General features: G+C 63.8%; 14 protein-coding genes. 12 read left to right on the top strand and 2 right to left on the bottom strand.

Going from position 1 to position 17,661, the window contains the following annotated elements:
* The first annotated feature begins 45 nt into the window (after positions 1-45).
* Positions 46-3,435, top strand: a complete 3,390-nt coding sequence (locus K6301_RS07660; protein ID WP_247220295.1) for a YhdP family protein — start codon at positions 46-48, stop codon at positions 3,433-3,435.
* Between the two features lie 47 nt (positions 3,436-3,482).
* Here K6301_RS07660 and tyrS read toward each other — a convergent pair whose 3' ends face one another.
* On the bottom strand, positions 3,483-4,736 hold the full coding sequence (gene tyrS / locus K6301_RS07655) for a tyrosine--tRNA ligase (RefSeq protein ID WP_247220293.1): 1,254 nt from the start codon (positions 4,734-4,736) through the stop codon (positions 3,483-3,485).
* A 114-nt stretch (positions 4,737-4,850) separates the two neighbouring features.
* On the opposite strand from tyrS, the gene K6301_RS07650 reads away from it, so the two are divergent.
* Complete coding sequence (locus tag K6301_RS07650; protein WP_247220291.1) at positions 4,851-5,984, top strand: anhydro-N-acetylmuramic acid kinase; 1,134 nt, start codon at positions 4,851-4,853, stop codon at positions 5,982-5,984.
* Positions 5,985-6,076: 92 nt separating this feature from the next.
* Positions 6,077-7,255, top strand: a complete 1,179-nt coding sequence (locus K6301_RS07645; protein WP_247220289.1) for a GGDEF domain-containing protein — start codon at positions 6,077-6,079, stop codon at positions 7,253-7,255.
* Between the two features lie 61 nt (positions 7,256-7,316).
* Here the strand turns inward: K6301_RS07645 and K6301_RS07640 are convergent, their stop codons facing one another.
* Positions 7,317-7,994 (bottom strand): alpha/beta hydrolase, encoded by a 678-nt coding sequence (locus K6301_RS07640; protein ID WP_134650779.1) that lies wholly within the window; start codon positions 7,992-7,994, stop codon positions 7,317-7,319.
* Between the two features lie 214 nt (positions 7,995-8,208).
* Here K6301_RS07640 and K6301_RS07635 point away from each other — a divergent pair, with 214 nt between their 5' ends.
* The 9 genes from K6301_RS07635 to K6301_RS07595 all read left to right on the top strand — a co-directional run bounded on the left by K6301_RS07635 (position 8,209) and on the right by K6301_RS07595 (position 17,654).
* Positions 8,209-9,363: a cysteine desulfurase family protein gene (locus tag K6301_RS07635; RefSeq protein ID WP_247220539.1), complete on the top strand. Its 1,155-nt coding sequence runs from the start codon at positions 8,209-8,211 to the stop codon at positions 9,361-9,363.
* A gap of 137 nt (positions 9,364-9,500) precedes the next feature.
* Positions 9,501-10,970 (top strand): Fe-S cluster assembly protein SufB, encoded by a 1,470-nt coding sequence (sufB, locus tag K6301_RS07630; protein WP_247220288.1) that lies wholly within the window; start codon positions 9,501-9,503, stop codon positions 10,968-10,970.
* A 74-nt stretch (positions 10,971-11,044) separates the two neighbouring features.
* Entirely contained in the window at positions 11,045-11,800 is a 756-nt protein-coding gene (gene sufC, locus K6301_RS07625) for a Fe-S cluster assembly ATPase SufC (protein WP_247220286.1), read from the top strand.
* A gap of 22 nt (positions 11,801-11,822) precedes the next feature.
* A complete protein-coding gene (gene sufD, locus K6301_RS07620) occupies positions 11,823-13,097 on the top strand; it encodes a Fe-S cluster assembly protein SufD (RefSeq protein ID WP_247220285.1) in 1,275 nt (424 codons plus the stop codon).
* A 64-nt stretch (positions 13,098-13,161) separates the two neighbouring features.
* Positions 13,162-14,400 carry a cysteine desulfurase gene (locus K6301_RS07615; RefSeq protein WP_247220284.1) on the top strand — a complete coding sequence of 413 codons (1,239 nt, stop codon included), beginning with the start codon at positions 13,162-13,164 and terminating at the stop codon, positions 14,398-14,400.
* An 11-nt stretch (positions 14,401-14,411) separates the two neighbouring features.
* Positions 14,412-14,792, top strand: a complete 381-nt coding sequence (locus K6301_RS07610) for an SUF system Fe-S cluster assembly protein (RefSeq protein ID WP_134650774.1) — start codon at positions 14,412-14,414, stop codon at positions 14,790-14,792.
* Positions 14,793-14,900: 108 nt separating this feature from the next.
* Positions 14,901-15,290 (top strand): Fe-S cluster assembly scaffold SufA, encoded by a 390-nt coding sequence (sufA, locus tag K6301_RS07605; RefSeq protein ID WP_247220283.1) that lies wholly within the window; start codon positions 14,901-14,903, stop codon positions 15,288-15,290.
* Between the two features lie 107 nt (positions 15,291-15,397).
* Positions 15,398-17,284 carry a sensor histidine kinase gene (locus K6301_RS07600; protein ID WP_247220282.1) on the top strand — a complete coding sequence of 629 codons (1,887 nt, stop codon included), beginning with the start codon at positions 15,398-15,400 and terminating at the stop codon, positions 17,282-17,284.
* Positions 17,268-17,654, top strand: coding sequence for a response regulator (locus K6301_RS07595; RefSeq protein ID WP_160872441.1), 387 nt, complete (start codon positions 17,268-17,270; stop codon positions 17,652-17,654). The genes K6301_RS07600 and K6301_RS07595 overlap by 17 nt, the downstream gene beginning before the upstream one ends.
* The last annotated feature ends 7 nt before the right edge of the window (positions 17,655-17,661 follow it).

Here is a 17,661-nt window from a genome sequence, read left to right as displayed (position 1 = left end):
CACGGGATAGCACGGCGAACCAGGGCAGGGGAAAGCAAACGCTTCATGGGAGAGATCCGCGGCGAGAAAGTTGTGTTCCGCAAGCAGGATATCGTTCCGCTGCACGAACTGCCGTCCGCGCGGGCCCATGAACCGATCGTCCTGCACGCCGTGGAAACCGGCCGAACCGGCTTTCTGTGCCGTATCCTTGCCGGTGTGGTCGCGCTCGTCCTGTTCATCGGCGCGGGGCTTGTCGCGCTTGTGGAGGCGGGCGTCTTCGACAGCACCCTGAACGCCCGCGCCGTCACCGCCCTCAACGATGCGCTGGGGCCGCGTTACCGGGCCTCGGTGGATCATACGGTGCTGCGTGTCGCCGGCCTGCGCGGCTTCGTCCTGAAGGCGGAGAATGTGCGCATCGTCGACGTCCAGTCGCAGAAGGAGATGGCGACGACCGAGGCGGTCGGCCTGGTGCTCGATCCGACGGCGCTTGTCGTCGGCCGCGTCGCCATTTCGCGGCTCGATGTCGATGGCGTCATGATCAATGCGGCGCTCCTGCCCGAAAGCAAGCCGCTCGATCTCGACGATCTGCGCATTTCCGACGTGCCCGACTATCTCGAAACGGCGTTCGAGCGGCTGGACGGCATGGATCGCCTGATCGATTCGAGCGGCATGCAGGCCGTCAACCTGTCGGATTTCGGCGCGACGTTCCAGGGGCCGGGCGGGCGTCCCGTCGTCTTGTCCATTGCCGATCTCCAGTTCTCGCGCGATGCGTCCGGCACCATGTCCATCGACGGCCGGTTCCTGCTGAACGACAAGGAGGGCGAGATCGACCTGACCGCGGCGACGCAGGGCGGCTCGGTGCGCACGATCGACGGCGTCATCCGCAACGTCGCCTTCGGCAATCTGTTGCTGAGCCATGCCCCTGATGGAGACATTCATGCGGGTGTCGACACCACCATGGATGTCACCGTCAGCGCGGGACGCGAAGGCGAAGCCGCAAAGCCCCGGCTGGTGGTGGACATCGGCCTTGCCGCCGGCACGGTTTACGGCGACGGCGTGCCGGCCGAACTGCGCCCGTCGGCGATCAAGGCAAGCTACAATTTCGACAAGGGATCGATCGAGCTCGCGTCGAAGGATGCGAGCGTCGGCCAGTCGCATTTCCCCTTCACCGGCGGCCTCATCGATCTCGACCGCGTCTCCGACAAGCCGGACAAGGGCTTTGCCATCGATCTCGTCTTCAGCAACGCGATCAGCCGCCCGGTCGATTCCACCGAGGCGCCGATCCGTTTCGACGCGAAGGCGAGCGGCTATTACCTGACGAAGACGAAGAAGCTGCAATTCGACGAAATGGCGGTGTCGAGCGAAAAGGGCAACGTGGCGGGCTCGCTTGCCATGCGTTTCGGCGACCGGCAGCCGGAAGTGAGCTTCGTGATGATCGCCAGCGAACTGGAATCGGCTGCCGTCAAGCAGTTCTGGCCGTTCTGGATGGCCAAGACGGCGCGCAGCTGGGTGATCAAGAACATTTTCGGCGGCACGGTCACGAACGGCCGCATCGAGTTCTATCTCGCCGAGGGGCGTGAGCGCACGCCGGGCGTGCCGATGCGCCTCACCGAAGACGAATTGAAGATCGATTTCGATATCGAGGGCGCACGCATGAACGTGGCGGGGGAAATACCGCCGCTGCGTGACACGTCCGGCCAGTTCCGCCTGCGCGGGCCGCGCGCCGACATCTCCATTAAGGGCGGCACGGCCTATTTCCCGTCGGGCCGATCCGTCGCGCTGACCGGCGGCACCTTCATCCTTCCGGACAACTACACCAGGCCGCTGATGGCCGACATGGACATCGACGTTTCCGGCGATGCGGATGCCATCGCCGAACTCGTCACCTATCGCCCGATCCGCGCCTTGCCCGCGACGGGCTTCGTGCCCGAGGATTTCGCCGGCCCGGTGAAGGCCAAGGTGAAGGCGCACTTCGGCGTGATCCCCGCGCACAAGCCGCCGCCGCCCGAATGGAACGCGGCGCTGACGCTCGACGGCGTGGACGTGCGCAAGCCGGTCGCCGGCCGCAAGGTGACGGATCTGCACGGTGTCCTGACGATCGATCCGCGGCAGGCGGTGCTCGATGCCAAGGCCGATATCGACGGCGTCGGCCTCAACATCGCGCTGGTCGAGCCCGTCGACAAATCCAGCGGCGCCAAGCGCAAGACGACACTGTCAGGCACCATCGGCAACAAGGATCGCCGTTCGCTACTGCCTGGTCTCGACGAGATCGTCGAGGGGCCTGTCGACATCCGCGTCGAGCAGGAGGGCGATGGAACAAGCAGCGTCGAGGCCGACATGGGCAAGGCGGCGGTATCCGTGCCTTGGCTGGGCTGGACGAAGGGCGCGGGCATCGGCGGCAAGGTGACGCTGACCGCCAGCACGGCCGATGGCGTGACGAAGATTTCCGATTTCCGGTTCGCCGGCGAGGGCTTCAATGTCGCCGGTGCGCTGAATTTCCGCGGCGCCTCTCTCGATTCGGCGAATTTCTCGACCGTTCGCCTGTCGGCCGATGACAGTTTCCGCATCAAGGTCGACCGTTCGAAGTCCGGTTACCGGGTCGCCGCCAATGGCGAGGCGGCGGATGTCCGTCAAGTGCTCGCCCGGCTAAAGAACGCGACCGGGGGCAGCGGCGGCGACAAGCAATCGGTCAGCGTGGATGCGAGCCTCTCGCGTGCGGTGGGCTTCAACGGCGAGAGCCTGTCCAACGTGCAGTTCAGCTACAACACGGCCGGCGGGCGCATTTCGGGGCTGAACCTCTCCGGCGTGACATCGGGCGGCGCGCCTGTCGTGGCCCAGGTGGTGAAGACCGATGGCGTCGACGTGATCCAGCTGACCAGCGGTGATGCGGGTGCCGTTGCGCGCTTTGCCGATGTCTACCGCCATATGAGGGGCGGGCTGCTGAATGTACGCCTGCGTGACACGGGCGCGAACGGCTGGCTCGGTTCGGTCGATATCCGCAACTTCGCGCTGGTGGGCGAGGAGCGGCTGCGTTCGCTCGTCTCGACCCCGGCCGGGGAAAACGGCCGAAGCCTCAATCAGGCGGTCCGCCGGGAGATCGACGTCAGCGCCGTGAAGTTCTCGCGCGGCTTTGCCCAGGTGCGTGCCTCCGGCGGCGCGCTCAGCGTGGCGAACGGCGTCGTGCGTGGCGAAACGGTCGGCGCGACATTCCAGGGCATCGTGCGCGACGCCAACGGCAATATCGACATGACGGGCACCTTCATGCCCGCCTACGGCCTCAACCGGCTCTTCGCCGAACTGCCTCTGATCGGCGTCATCCTCGGCAACGGCAACGACCGCGGCCTGATCGGCATCACCTTCAAGCTGGCCGGCTCGCTGGAACAGCCCAATCTCACGATCAACCCGCTGTCGATCATCGCCCCGGGCGTCTTCCGCAACATCTTCGAATTCCAATGAAAAGGCCGCCCGGAGGCGGCCTTGATCGTCATTCCGATTGTGGTCGCTCAGGCCGGGCGCACGAGGATGTGCTTCTTCTTGCCGAGCGAGAGCTTGATGACGCCGTCGGCGGAAACATCCGCGGTGCCGACGATGCGGCGCTCGTCGGAGACGGCGGTGTCGTTGATGCGCACCGCGCCGCCCTGGACGTGACGGCGTGCCTCGCCGTTGGAGGCGGCGAGGCCGGCCTTGACGATCAGCGCGAGCAGGCCAACCCCGGCTTCGAGTTCGCCCGTGGCAACATCGATGGACGGCAGGTTTTCGGCGATTGCGCCTTCCTCGAAGGTCTTGCGCGCCGTCTCGGCGGCCTGCTCGGCATTCTCGCGGCCATGCAGCACCGCCGTGACTTCGGTGGCGAGGATCTTCTTGACCTCGTTGATTTCCGAGCCGCCAAGCGCCGAAAGGCGGGCGATCTCGTCCATCGGCAGGGTGGTGTAGAGCTTCAGGAAGCGCGAGACGTCGGCGTCTTCCGTGTTGCGCCAGTACTGCCAGAAATCATAGGCCGACAGCATGTCCGGGTTCAGCCACACGGCACCCGAAAGCGACTTGCCCATCTTGGCGCCCGATGCAGTGGTCAGAAGCGGCGAGGTCAGCGCATAGAGCTGCGGCGAACCCATACGGTGGCCGAGGTCGATGCCGTTGATGATGTTGCCCCACTGGTCGGAGCCACCCATCTGGAGGCGCACGTCGTAGCGCTTGTTCAGCTCGACGAAGTCGTAGGCCTGCAGGATCATGTAGTTGAATTCGAGGAAGGACAGCGATTGCTCGCGCTCCAGGCGCATCTTCACGCTGTCGAAGGCCAGCATGCGGTTGACCGAGAAGTGCCGGCCCACATCGCGCAGGAATTCGAGGTAGTTGATGCCCAGCAGCCAGTCGGCATTGTTGATCATCAACGCGTCTTTCGGGCCGTCCCCATAGGTGAGGTAATTGGAGAAGACCTTCTTAATGCTGGCGATGTTATCGTTGATGGTCTGCGGGGTCATCAGCTGGCGCGCTTCGTCCTTGAAGGACGGATCGCCGACCATGCCGGTGCCGCCGCCCATCAGCGAAACCGGTCGGTGGCCTGTTTTCTGGAGCCAGTGCAGCATCATGATCTGGATGAGCCCGCCGGCATGGAGACTGGGCGCCGTCGGATCGAAGCCGATATAGGCCGTCACGGTTTCCTTGGCGAGAAGGTCGTCGAGGCCCGTTTCATCGGAGATCTGATGAATGAAGCCGCGCTCTTTCAGCGTGCGAAGGAAATCGGATTTGAATTCGGACATGGCCTGTCTCTCTGGTGGAATCGTGATGACCGGACATCGTTTTCCGGTGGACAGCGGGGCGTTTAACATCGTTTGCAGGCATAATCACTTTAAAAGTGAGTCTGGAGAGGACGCATGACAGCAGTGAAAACGGCCATCGGCCTCATGAGCGGAACGAGCCTCGACGGCATAGACGTCGCTCTGTTGCGCACCGACGGGGAGGGACGCGTCGAGCGTGGTCCGGCCATGGCGCAGGCCTATGACACTGCCTTCCGCCTTCGCCTGCAGGATGCGCTTGAAACGGCCAGGACGATCCGCGATCGCGGGGACCGGCCGGGCGATCTGGCTGCGGTCGAGCGGGAGTTGACCTTGCGCCATGCCGCCGCCGTGAACGCGTTCCTCGCGCAGAACGACCTGTCCGCCGCCGATATCGATGTCATCGGCTTTCATGGCCAGACCGTGCTGCATCGGCCGGATGACCGCCTGACCGTACAGCTCGGCGATGGCGGACTGCTGGCCGCCGAGACCGGCATCGCCGTCGTCTGCGACATGCGCGCCAACGACATGGTGCATGGCGGGCAGGGTGCGCCGCTGGTTCCGGCCTATCATGCCGCACTCGCCGCAAGCCACGCCAATGCGCGCGGCAAGGCCGTCGTCTTCGTCAATATCGGCGGCATCTCCAACATCACCTTCATCGGCAGCGGCGGAGAGATCGTCGCCTACGATTCCGGACCGGGGAATACCTTGATCGACCAATGGGTGGAAGCGCGCGCCGGCATCGCGTTCGACGAAGGTGGGGCGATTGCGTCCGGGGGCCGTATCGATCCCGCGCTTGCGGCGCGCTATCTCGATCTTGCCTTCTTCAGCGATCCGGTGCGCCGCTCGCTCGACCGCAACGATTTCCGCCCGCCGTCGGACACCGACGCGAACCTTGAGGACGGGGCGCGCACGCTCGCCCATGTGACGGCGGCGGCGATCCTGCGCTCCGCGCGGCATCTGCCCGAACGTCCCGCGCTTTACGTGATCTGCGGTGGCGGCCGGCTGAACAGGGTCATCATGGAGGACCTTGCCGCGCTTGCCGAACGGGAGGAGGCCGAGGTCGTCGCTGCGGAGGCGCTGGGGCTCGACGGAGACAGCATGGAGGCGGAAGCCTGGGCCTATCTGGCGGTGCGATCGCTTGCCGGCCTGCCGCTCACCTTTCCCGCGACGACGGGCGTGAAGGCCGCGGTGACGGGCGGCCTGCTGTGGAAATCATCTCCTTCGATTTAACGCAATCTTTCCTGCCGATCTCTAGCATCGCCAGTCGTCAGTCCGGGCTGCAATGCATGGGAGTGGCTTCGGTGTAATGCGTAAGGTGGCCAATGAGTGGCGCGGGCTTCCTGCTGGCGGTGAATTTCCTCATCGCACAATGTTTCTTCATGTTCTTCCTGGCGGTCTCCGCCCGGAGCCGTAATCGTGTCGCCGCGCGCTGGTTTGCCGGCAGCTTTGCGGTCGCCTCGCTGTCTGCAATCTTTGAATTCCTCATCGCCCTTGTGCCGCCGGTGAGGCTCTGGGCGCTTTTAGCCTTCGCGTCGATGCTCGCCGGCATGTTCATGTTGCGCATCGGGATCGGCCATCTTTACAGAATGCGGACCAATCGTACCGCTCTTGCCGGGATCTATCTGTGCTTCGTAGCGCTTGGTGCCCTGATCTATGACCTGCCGCGCGGCACCCTACAGCACGCGCTGCTGTATCAGGCGCCCTTTGCTGTGGCGCTCGGGATGAGTGCCTGGGCCACTTGGCGGGCACCGGTGAAGTCCTTTGTGGATCGGGCGCTTGTGGTATTGCTGGTCGCCACCAGCCTGCATTTTATTTTGAAAGGCTTTGCCGCCGTATTTGCCGGCGCGGGTGCGACTGCGAAAGACTATCTTAGCAGTCCATTCGCACTTGTCTCCCAGAGCACGGGCGCCGTTCTCATCGTCGCCGTCGGTTTGATGCTGTTGTGCGTGCTCGTCCTGGAAATCGTTGCCGACGAGAAGATCAATGCTGAGGTGGATCCGCTTTCGGGATTGTGTAATCGACGCGGTTTCGACAATCGCGTCGATACACTGATGGCTCAATCCGGGCCGCACAGCATCGTGATCTGCGACCTCGATCGCTTCAAATCGATCAACGATACGTACGGCCACGAGGGGGGCGATGCGGCGATCCGTGCCTTTGGCGAGATGCTGAAGGCCGCTTCCCCTGAAGGTGCGCTCGTCGCCCGCATTGGTGGTGAGGAGTTCGTGCTCTTGCTGCCGCGCACCGGCAAGGAGGCTGCCCTGTTGTTCGCTCACGCATTGCGGGCGACGCGTGCTGTCTCACCGGTGCCCGGCCTGCCGGCGGGCGTTCGCGTCACCGCAAGCTTCGGCGTAGCGGAAATCGGCCAGAACGAGCCGCTGCGCTTTGCCATGCGCCGGGCGGATGATGCGCTTTACGCCGCCAAGAGCGCCGGACGCGATTGCGTGCGGGAAGCCGAGCCGCCCTCCGTCGTTCTTGAAATCGTGCGCACCTCCAACTAGGCCCCAACAAAAAAGCCCGATGGCGAAGCATCGGGCTTTTGTCTGTGCGCCAGTCGGCCGGTCAGCGGATGCGCTTGGCGGCCGGTTCCGGTGTCAGTTCGCCGGCGAGGCGGCGGTCGAGGTAATCCTCGCATTCGGCCATCAGCGTTTCCGTCTGGCCGTTGAAGAAGTGGTTGGCGCCCGGCACGGTCTTGTGCGTGATGAGGATGCCCTTCTGCGTCTTCAGCTTCTCGACGAGGCCGTTGACGTCCTTTTCCGGTGCAACCTTGTCTGCTTCACCATTGATGATAAGGCCGGACGACGGGCAGGGGGCGAGGAACGAGAAGTCGTAGGTGTTCGGCTGCGGGGCGATCGACATGAAGCCTTCGATCTCCGGGCGGCGCATCAGGAGCTGCATGCCGATCCACGCACCGAAGGAATAGCCTGCGACCCAGCAGCTCTTGGAATCGGGATGCAGGCTCTGCACCCAGTCGAGTGCCGACGCTGCATCCGACAGTTCGCCCGCGCCATGGTCGAATTCGCCCTGGCTGCGGCCGATGCCGCGGAAATTGAAGCGCAGCGTCGTAAAGCCGCGCTTCTGGAACATGTAGAACAGCTGGTAGACGATCTGGTTGTTCATCGTGCCGCCGAACTGCGGATGCGGGTGCAGCACGATGGCGATCGGGGCGTTCTTCTGCTTGGACGGCTGGTAACGGCCTTCAAGGCGACCGGCGGGTCCGTTGAAGATGATTTCGGGCATTCTTACTCCGGCAAGCTCGGGTCCGAAAACGGATTCTTGTCAACTGAAGTCTTGACGAAAGCAGTCAGCTTTTCTAGAACCTAGTTTAGAACCATTCGAAACTGTAGGGCGCCAGGTTGGCGCCGTGAGTTTGGTGTCATAAGGCAAGCCCGACGGAAATTTCAAGAAAAATGCACGCGCATCGACCTTGATTGCCGGGCACGGATAAAGAATGATCAGAACCGAGCGCACATATCTGGACTGGAACGCGACGGCGCCCTTGCTGCCGGCGGCGCGTGACGCCTTTGTCGCAGCGCTCGATCTGGTCGGCAATCCCTCTTCCGTGCATGGCGAGGGCCGGGCGCTGCGCATGCTGGTGGAAGCCGCGCGCCGGGACGTGGCAGCGCTCGTCAATGCCGCGCCGGCCCATGTCATCTTCACCAGCGGTGCGACCGAGGCGGCGAACCTCGTCCTCACACCGAACTATCGCATGGGGCGCACGCCGCTCGCCATCGGCCATCTGTATGCAAGCGAGATCGAGCATCCCGCGATCCGTGAAGGCGGCCGCTTTGCCCGTGAGGCCGTGACGAGCATTCCGGTGACACGCGCCGGTGTCGTGGATCTCGATGCGCTCGAGACATTGCTGCAGAACCACGACAAGACAAGCGGCCTGCCGATGGTCGCCGTCATGCTTGCCAACAACGAGACCGGCATCGTCCAGCCGATAAAGGCCGTGGCGGAGATCGTGCGGCGCCATGGCGGCCTTCTTGTCGTCGATGCGGTTCAGGCCGTCGGCCGCATGCCTGTGGACATCGAGGCGCTGGACGCGGATTTCCTGATCCTGTCCTCGCATAAACTTGGCGGCCCCAAGGGCGCGGGCGCGCTCGTCTCGCGGGGCGAGGTGCTGATGCCGGCGCCGCTGATCCGTGGCGGCGGGCAGGAGAAGGGGCATCGTTCCGGCACGGAAAATCCTGCGGCACTTGCCGGTTTTGCCGCCGCCGCGCGCAGTGCCGCCGACGAGCCCGCCGCGCGCAACGGTCGCATTGCCGGCCTTCGTGATGCGCTTGAAAAGGGCATGCGCGCGGCGACCAACGACGTGATCATTCACGGCGCCGAGGTCGAGCGTGTCGCCAACACCTCGTTCTTCAGCCTGCCGGGCCTGAAGTCCGAAACCGGCCAGATCGCCTTCGATCTGGAGGGGATCGCGCTTTCGGCCGGTTCGGCCTGCTCGTCCGGCAAGGTCGGGCAGAGCCATGTGCTGACGGCGATGGGCTTCGATGCCGCGCTCGGCGGGCTTCGCGTGTCGCTTGGCCCGGGCTCGACTATGACGGATGTGGAACGCTTTCTGGCGGCATTTTCGCGCGTCGTATCGCGCCGGCGTGCCGCCTGAGGCAAAACTTGCGGGAACGCAAGTTTTTGCTTGCCAAAAGGTGTGAAAAGCGCCCTTTGGCCCTTACATAACCGGCGGTAGACCGCCACACGTTGACAAACTGCCGGACCTTGGATCCGGCAAGATTGGAGAACGCTATGCCTGCGGTGCAGGAAACGATCGATCAGGTCCGTCAGATTGACGTCGACCAGTACAAATACGGTTTCGAAACGAACATCGAAATGGAAAAGGCCCCGAAGGGTCTTTCCGAGGAGATCATCCGTTTCATCTCGGCGAAGAAGGACGAGCCGGAATGGATGCTCGAATGGCGTCTTGAGGCCTATCGCCGCTGGCTGACGCTGGAAGAGCCCACCTGGGCGCGCGTCAATTATCCGAAGATCGACTTCAACGATCTCTATTATTATGCCGCGCCGAAGAATCAGACCGGCCCGAAGTCCATCGACGAAGTCGATCCGGAACTTCTGAAGATGTACGAAAAGCTCGGTATTCCGTTGCGTGAGCAGGAAATCCTGGCCGGCGTGCAGACGTCGAAGATCGCCGTCGACGCCGTCTTCGACTCGGTTTCTGTCGTCACGACCTTCAAGGAAGAGCTGAAGAAGGCCGGCGTGATCTTCATGTCGATCTCCGAAGCCATCCGCGAATATCCCGATCTCGTGAAGAAGTATCTCGGCACCGTCGTGCCGACGACCGACAACTTCTATGCGACGCTCAATTCGGCCGTCTTCACGGACGGGTCCTTCGTCTTCGTGCCCAAGGGCGTTCGTTGCCCGATGGAGCTGTCGACCTACTTCCGCATCAACGAGAAAAACACCGGCCAGTTCGAGCGCACGCTGATCATCGCGGAAGAGGGCGCCTACGTCTCCTACCTCGAAGGCTGCACCGCGCCGCAGCGCGACGAAAACCAGCTGCATGCCGCCGTCGTCGAGCTGGTCGCGCTGGATGATGCCGAAATCAAGTATTCCACCGTCCAGAACTGGTATCCGGGCGACAAGGAAGGCAAGGGCGGCATCTACAACTTCGTCACCAAGCGCGGCGATTGCCGGGGCAAGAATTCCAAGATCTCGTGGACGCAGGTCGAGACCGGCTCCGCCATCACCTGGAAATACCCGTCCTGCATCCTGCGCGGCGATGGCTCGCGCGGCGAGTTCTACTCGATTGCCGTTTCCAACGGCCATCAGCAGATCGACAGCGGCACCAAGATGATCCATCTCGGCAAGAACACGTCGAGCCGCATCGTCTCCAAGGGCATTTCCGCCGGCTTCTCCAACAACACCTATCGCGGCCAGGTCTCGGCCCACCGCAAGGCGGAGAACGCGCGCAACTTCACCCAGTGCGACTCGCTCCTGATCGGCGACAAGTGCGGCGCGCATACCGTGCCCTATATCGAGGCGAAGAACGCCACGGCCCAGTTCGAGCACGAGGCGACCACGTCCAAGATTTCCGAGGACCAGCTGTTCTACTGCCTGCAGCGCGGTATCCCCACGGAAGCGGCCATCGCCCTGATTGTCAACGGCTTCGTCAAGGAAGTCATCCAGGAACTGCCGATGGAATTCGCCGTCGAGGCGCAGAAGCTCATCGGGATTTCGCTGGAAGGCTCGGTCGGCTGACCTCAATTCACTGAAATTCAGGCGCGCGAAAGTCCGCGCGCTGCACCACGAATTCGTCCGAAAAGGATATGTCCATGCTTGAAATCAAGAACTTGCACGCCCGCATCGCCGAAGACGGCACCGAGATCATCCGCGGCCTTAACCTCACCGTGAAGGCCGGCGAAGTCGCTGCCATCATGGGCCCGAACGGCTCCGGCAAGTCGACGCTCTCCTACATCCTGTCCGGCCGCGAAGACTATGAAGTCACCGAGGGCGACATTCTCTATAACGGCGAGAGCATCCTGGAGCTCGACCCGGCCGAGCGCGCGTCCAAGGGCATCTTCCTGGCCTTCCAGTATCCGGTCGAGATCCCCGGCGTCGCCACCATGCAGTTCCTCAAGGTCGCGATGAACGAGCAGCGCAAGGCGCGCGGCGAGGACGAGCTGACGACGCCGGACTTCATGCGCCGCGTCAAGGAAGCCGCCGCCGAACTCAAGATCGCGCCGGAAATGCTGCGCCGTCCGCTCAATGTCGGCTTTTCCGGCGGTGAGAAGAAGCGCGCCGAAATCCTGCAGATGTCGCTGCTGGAGCCGAAGCTGTGCGTTCTCGACGAGACCGATTCCGGCCTCGACATCGATGCGCTGAAGATCGTGGCCGACGGCGTCAACGCGCTGCGTTCGCCCGACCGGGCCTTTATCGTCATCACCCACTACCAGCGCCTGCTCGACTATATCGTGCCCGACACGGTCCATGTCCTCTACAAGGGCCAGGTCATCAAGTCCGGCGACAAGACGCTGGCGAATGAGCTGGAAGCGAACGGCTATGCCGACATCATCGGGGCTGCTGCCTGAAGCATGGCGAAGGAGTGATCTCATGAACATGCAGACAGGCAAGACGCTTTCCGTCGCCGAAACGGCGTTGTGCGGCGCCTATGACCAGGCCATCGGCGAACTGCCGGGCGATGGCGCCGTGCTGGCGGCGCGCGATGTGCTGATCAGCGATTTCAAGGACGCCGGCCTTCCGACACGTCGCATCGAGGCGTGGCATTACACCGACCTCAAGGCTTTGCTGCGCGCTGTTCCGGCCTTCGATCCCGCGGCTGCCGCCGACAGGATCGAGCCGCTCGTCGAGGGCGCAAACGTGCTGTCGGTTGTCAACGGCGTCGCCGACAAGCGGGCGTCCGCCGATGGCGTGACGGTGACCCGCTTTGCGGATGCGCTCATCGACGGCTCGGCCGCCGCCGGCCTCGTTGCCCGCGACGCTGACGATACGATCGGCCGCCTTAACGGTGCCTTCGTACGCGACGGTTTTGTGCTCGACATTCCTGCCGGAACGGAACTTGAGAACCCCGTCGAAATCCAGACGACGCAGAATGCCGGCCAGACGCATACGCGTTTCCCGGCGACCTTCGGCGCGAATTCCAAGGCGACCGTCATCGAGCGCCATGTGGCGACCGGCGAGAACGCCGCCTTCGTCACGACCGTCAGCGACATCACGCTTTCGGACGGCGCGGAGGTCACCTGGATCATCCTCCAGGCACAAGGCGTAGCCGATACCCATCTCGGCCAGATCCGCATCACGCTGGGCACCGACGCGAAGCTTCGCCTCTACGTGATCAATGCCGGCGGCAAGCTCGTGCGGCAGGAAATCCATGTCGTGGTGTCGGGCGAGGGCTCCGATCTCGTGCTGCGCGGCATCAACCTGCTGGGCGGCGAGACGCACAATGACGTGACCTTCACGGTCGGCCACGACGTGCCGAACACGACCTCCACGGAAGTCATCCGCAACGTGATCTTCGATCGCGCCCGCGGCGTCTTCCAGGGCCAGATCCGTGTGGCGCCCGATGCCCAGAAGACCGACGCGAAGATGTCGTGCAACACGCTGCTGCTGTCCGACGAGGCCGACTTCTCGGCCAAGCCGGAGCTGGAAATCTTCGCCGACGACGTGCAGTGCGGCCACGGCGCGACCGTGATCGATATCGACCACACGCAGCTCTATTACCTGATGGCGCGCGGCATTCCGGAAAACAAGGCACGCGCCATGCTGGTCAACGCCTTCGTCGCCGAGATCGTCGAGGAACTGGAAGACGAGCCGCTGGTCGAAGCCCTGGAAGGCGTGATCGCCGCCTGGCTCGAAAAGCACGCGTAACCCTGGGCAATCCCGGCAGGCAGGCGTCCCTTGCCTGCGGGACTGCTTAACAAGGATCATCGAGATGGAACATGTGCCGGCAAAGACCTATGATGTCGAGGCGATCCGCAGGGATTTCCCGATCCTGTCGAAAACGGTCTATGGCAAGCCGCTGGTCTATCTCGACAACGGCGCTTCCGCACAGAAGCCGCAGTCGGTGATCGACGCGATCTCCAACGCCTATTCGAACGAATATGCCAACGTGCATCGCGGCCTTCACTTCCTGTCGAATGCGGCGACCGATGCCTATGAGGCGGCGCGCGAGAAGGTGCGCCGTTTCCTGAACGCTTCCTCGGTCGATGAGATCGTCTTCACGAAATCCTCCACCGAGGCGATCAATACCGTCGCTTACGGTTACGGCATGCCCAAGATCAGCGAAGGCGACGAGATCGTGCTGTCGATCATGGAGCACCACTCCAACATCGTGCCGTGGCATTTCATCCGCGAGCGGCAGGGCGCCAAGCTCGTCTGGGCGCCGGTGGACGATGCGGGCGCGTTCCATATCGAAGACTTCGAGAAGTGCCTCACCGAGCGCACCAAGCTCATCGCAATCACGCATATGTCCAATGCGCTGGGCACGATCGTGCCGGTCAAGGAAATCTGCCGTATCGCGCGCGAACGCGGCATTCCGGTCCTGGTCGATGGCTCGCAGGGCGCGGTGCACATGCCGGTCGACGTGCGCGACATCGATTGCGACTGGTATGTCATGACCGGCCACAAGCTCTACGGCCCGTCCGGCATCGGCGTGCTCTACGGCAAGATGGACCGCCTGAAGGAGATGCGCCCCTTCCAGGGCGGCGGCGAGATGATCGTCGACGTCACCGAGGATATCGTCACCTACAACGATCCGCCGCATCGTTTCGAGGCCGGTACGCCGCCCATCGTGCAGGCGATCGGCCTCGGCTATGCGCTCGACTATATGGAAAGTGTCGGCCGCGCGGCGATCTCCGCGCATGAAGCGGACCTGCGCGACTATGCCCATGAGCGGCTGTCCGCGATCAATTCGCTGAAGATCTTCGGCACGGCGCCCGGCAAGGGCTCGATCTTCTCCTTCGAGCTTGAGGGCATCCACGCCCACGACGTCTCCATGGTCATCGACCGGGCAGGGGTTGCGGTGCGCGCCGGCACCCATTGTGCGCAGCCGCTCTTGAAACGCTTCGGCGTGACCTCCACATGCCGGGCATCGTTCGGCCTTTACAACACGCGCGCCGAAGTCGATGCCCTGGCCGACGCGCTCGACCATGCCCGCAAATTCTTCGCCTGAGGAGGTGGAACATGTCCCTCGACGCAACCGAAGACAAGATCGACGTCCGTGAAGGCATCGTGCATTCGGCCATCCCGGCCGATGAGCTGGCGCGCCTTTCGGACGATGTCATCGCCGCCCTGAAGACGGTCTATGATCCGGAAATCCCGGCCGATATCTTCGAGCTCGGCTTGATCTACAAGATCGACATCGAAGACGACCGCATGGTCAAGATCGACATGACGCTGACGGCACCGGGTTGCCCCGTTGCCGGCGAAATGCCGGGCTGGGTGGAAAACGCCGTGGGCGCCGTCGAAGGCGTGTCCGGCGTCGAGGTTTCCATGACCTTCGATCCGCCGTGGACGCCCGACCGCATGTCGGAAGAGGCGCAGGTTGCCGTCGGCTGGTATTGAGGGCGAAGGCCGGTCGGCGCTCCGCTATTGATCGTGGCGGCCGGCGGCACTAGATTCAGAGTCGGAACCGTCGGGCCTTGAACCCGTCAGGCCGAAGGAGAAATGACCATGGCCTTTGCAGTTATGACCCTCACGGATGCGGCGGCGGACCGGGTGAAAGCCATTGTCGACAATGCCGGCGACGGCGCTTCGGGTATTCGCGTCGGCATCAAGAAGGGTGGTTGTGCAGGCATGGAATATTCCATCGACCTCGTCACCGAACCCAATGCCAAGGACGACCTGATCGAAAAGAACGGCGCCCGCGTCTGGGTGGCGCCGGAGGCCGTGCTCTACCTGCTCGGCACCGAGATGGATTTCGAGGTGACGACGCTGCGCTCCGGTTTCACCTTCCACAATCCCAACCAGACCTCCGCCTGCGGCTGCGGCGAATCGGTCGAGCTGAAGCCCGCCGACCTTGCCGCGCTGGCGGCTGCTGTCCAGCCCACCGTGCGCGCCTGACCTGCAAAAACGCCCTGTCTGCATCTTTTCTTCGCCCGCCGTTTTGCCTAGGCTCCCGCAGCCGGCGAAGGGCTTGATGCCGGCCTGAGCGCGAAGGAGGGCGGGCGATGATGGATTTTGCCGCCGCACTTTACCGGGATTTGCCGTTTCCCGTTCTGATCGTCGATGCGCAGGCGTGCGTCCTGTCCTGCAACGATGCGGCCGCCCGCGTCTTCGGCCGGGTCGCGGGCCATGCAAGCGCGCCGGGCTCGCCCGTCATAGACGACCCCGCCATTGCCGATACCCTTGCGCGTCATGCCGCGGGCGGGCGGGAGAACGCCCATCCCTTCCTCTTCAAGGTCGACAGGAATGCCGGGCTCGAAGCCACGGCCCATGTCATTGCGCTGCCCGGCGAGACGGACGGCCCGCGTTACGCGCTCCTCCTGCGCAGCCTGCTCAGCGGCGGCAGCCAAGGCGAGCAGATCCTGCTCGGCCAGCGCATCGCCTCCGCGCTCGACACGATGGAGGAGGGCTTTGCCATCTTCGACCGGCACGAGCGGCTCGTCCTGTTCAATCGCTCGTATCGCGAGCGCTGCGGCAGGGCGCGCGAGGCCGTGCGCGTCGGCGCGACCTTCGAGAGCATCGTGCGCGCCAATGTTCGCGCCGGCATGTTCCCGGGCATCCGCGAGGGCACGCCGGAGGCCGAGGCGATGGTGCGCGAGCGTCTGGCCAGCCACCGCAGCGCGGGCAGCGGCGGCGATGTCTTCAGCTTCGGCGACGACCGCTGGCTTCGCGCTGAAAGCCATGTGGCGGAGACCGGCGATATCGTGGCGCTGCGCATCGACGTGACGGAGCTGAAGCGCACGGAGGCGGCGCTGGAGGAAAAGCGGCGCGAGTACTTCTCGCTGCTGCAGATCCTGCCCGACATGATCGTGCGGTTCGACCGCAACCTTTCCATCCTCTTCGCCAATGATAGCTACGCGCAGCATGTCGGCGCGACCGCCGATGCGCTGATCGGGGCCTGCCTGCGCGATGTCGCCTGTGCGCCCGAGCAGACGGCCGCGCTGATCGATATCGCCGGCTATACCCCTGAGCAGCCCGTCAGGACGCGGGAGATCTGCACGCAGGGCGCCGATGGCCAGCAAGACTGGATGCTCTGGACGGCGGTGGCGACCTTCGACGACGATGGCGTCTGCGAGGTGGTGGCGGTCGGCCGCGACATCACCGAGACGAAGCGGCAGCAGGCCCGGGTGGAAGCGCAGGCGGACGAGCTGCGCCGCAAGAACGAGGCGCTCGACCAATTCACCGCCACGGTCTCGCACGATCTCAAGGCGCCGCTGCGCCATCTCTCCATGTTCGCGGAGATGATTTCGGAGGACCTGCATCGCGGGGAATTCGCCGAGCTGCCGCATTACGCCGATCATGTGCGCAAGAGCGCGGCGCGCATGCGGCGCATCATCGACAGCCTGCTGGAATATTCGCAGATCGCCTACCGCATCGCCGCGCCCAAGCCAGTGGACCTGTCCGGCGTGGTGCACGATGCGCTGGCGCTGCTCGAAAGCCATGTGCAGGAAAGCGGCGGAACCGTTGAGGTCGCCGCCATGCCTGCGGTCATGGGTGACCGCGAACTCCTGAAGCGCCTCGCGCAGAACCTCATCGGCAATGCACTGAAATACCGCCGCCCCGAATGCGCGCCGGTCGTGCGTGTCTACTGCCGGGAAAACGAGGCGGGGCTCGATTTCGTCGTGGAGGACGAGGGCATCGGCATCGATCCGCAGCATGTCGACCGCATCTTCGAAGTCTTCCAGCGGCTGCACCGCAACGAAGCCGTCTATCAGGGCACCGGCATCGGCCTGGCGCTGGCGCGCCGGATCGCGGAAAGCCATAACGGCCTGATCACCCTTGACACGACCTATGGTCCGGGCGCACGCTTCGTCGTGACGTTTCCGCAAACCGCGAAGCCAAGGGGGAACGATCGTGGGAGACCTGGCGAGGAAGATGATCGTCGTCGATGACGATCCCGTGGATGTGCGTTTCGTGCTGCGCGCCTTCAGCGACGCCGGCAGCACGCTCGATATTACCCATGTCTCGGATGCGAAGGCGGCAAGCGACCGTCTCGATGCCGAGGTCTTCGACTACATCCTGCTCGACATCAACATGCCCGGCACCAGCGGCGTCGATCTCCTGAAGCGGCTGCGCAGCCAGCCGCGCACGGCGGTCACGCCCGTCATCATGTTGTCCTCTTCGTCGAGTATGACCGACATCAACCGCGCCTATGAGAGCGGCGCCAATGCTTATGCCGTGAAACCTTCGACGCTGAGCGGCTACCGCGAGTTCGCGGAAGGTTTTACGCGTTTCTGGGTGGACGTCGCCGTCTCGCCCTGACCTTTCC

This window comes from Shinella oryzae, assembly GCF_023038235.1.
Taxonomy (GTDB): Bacteria; Pseudomonadota; Alphaproteobacteria; order Rhizobiales; family Rhizobiaceae; genus Shinella; species Shinella sumterensis.
This window is presented reverse-complemented; position numbering and strand designations above follow the sequence as displayed.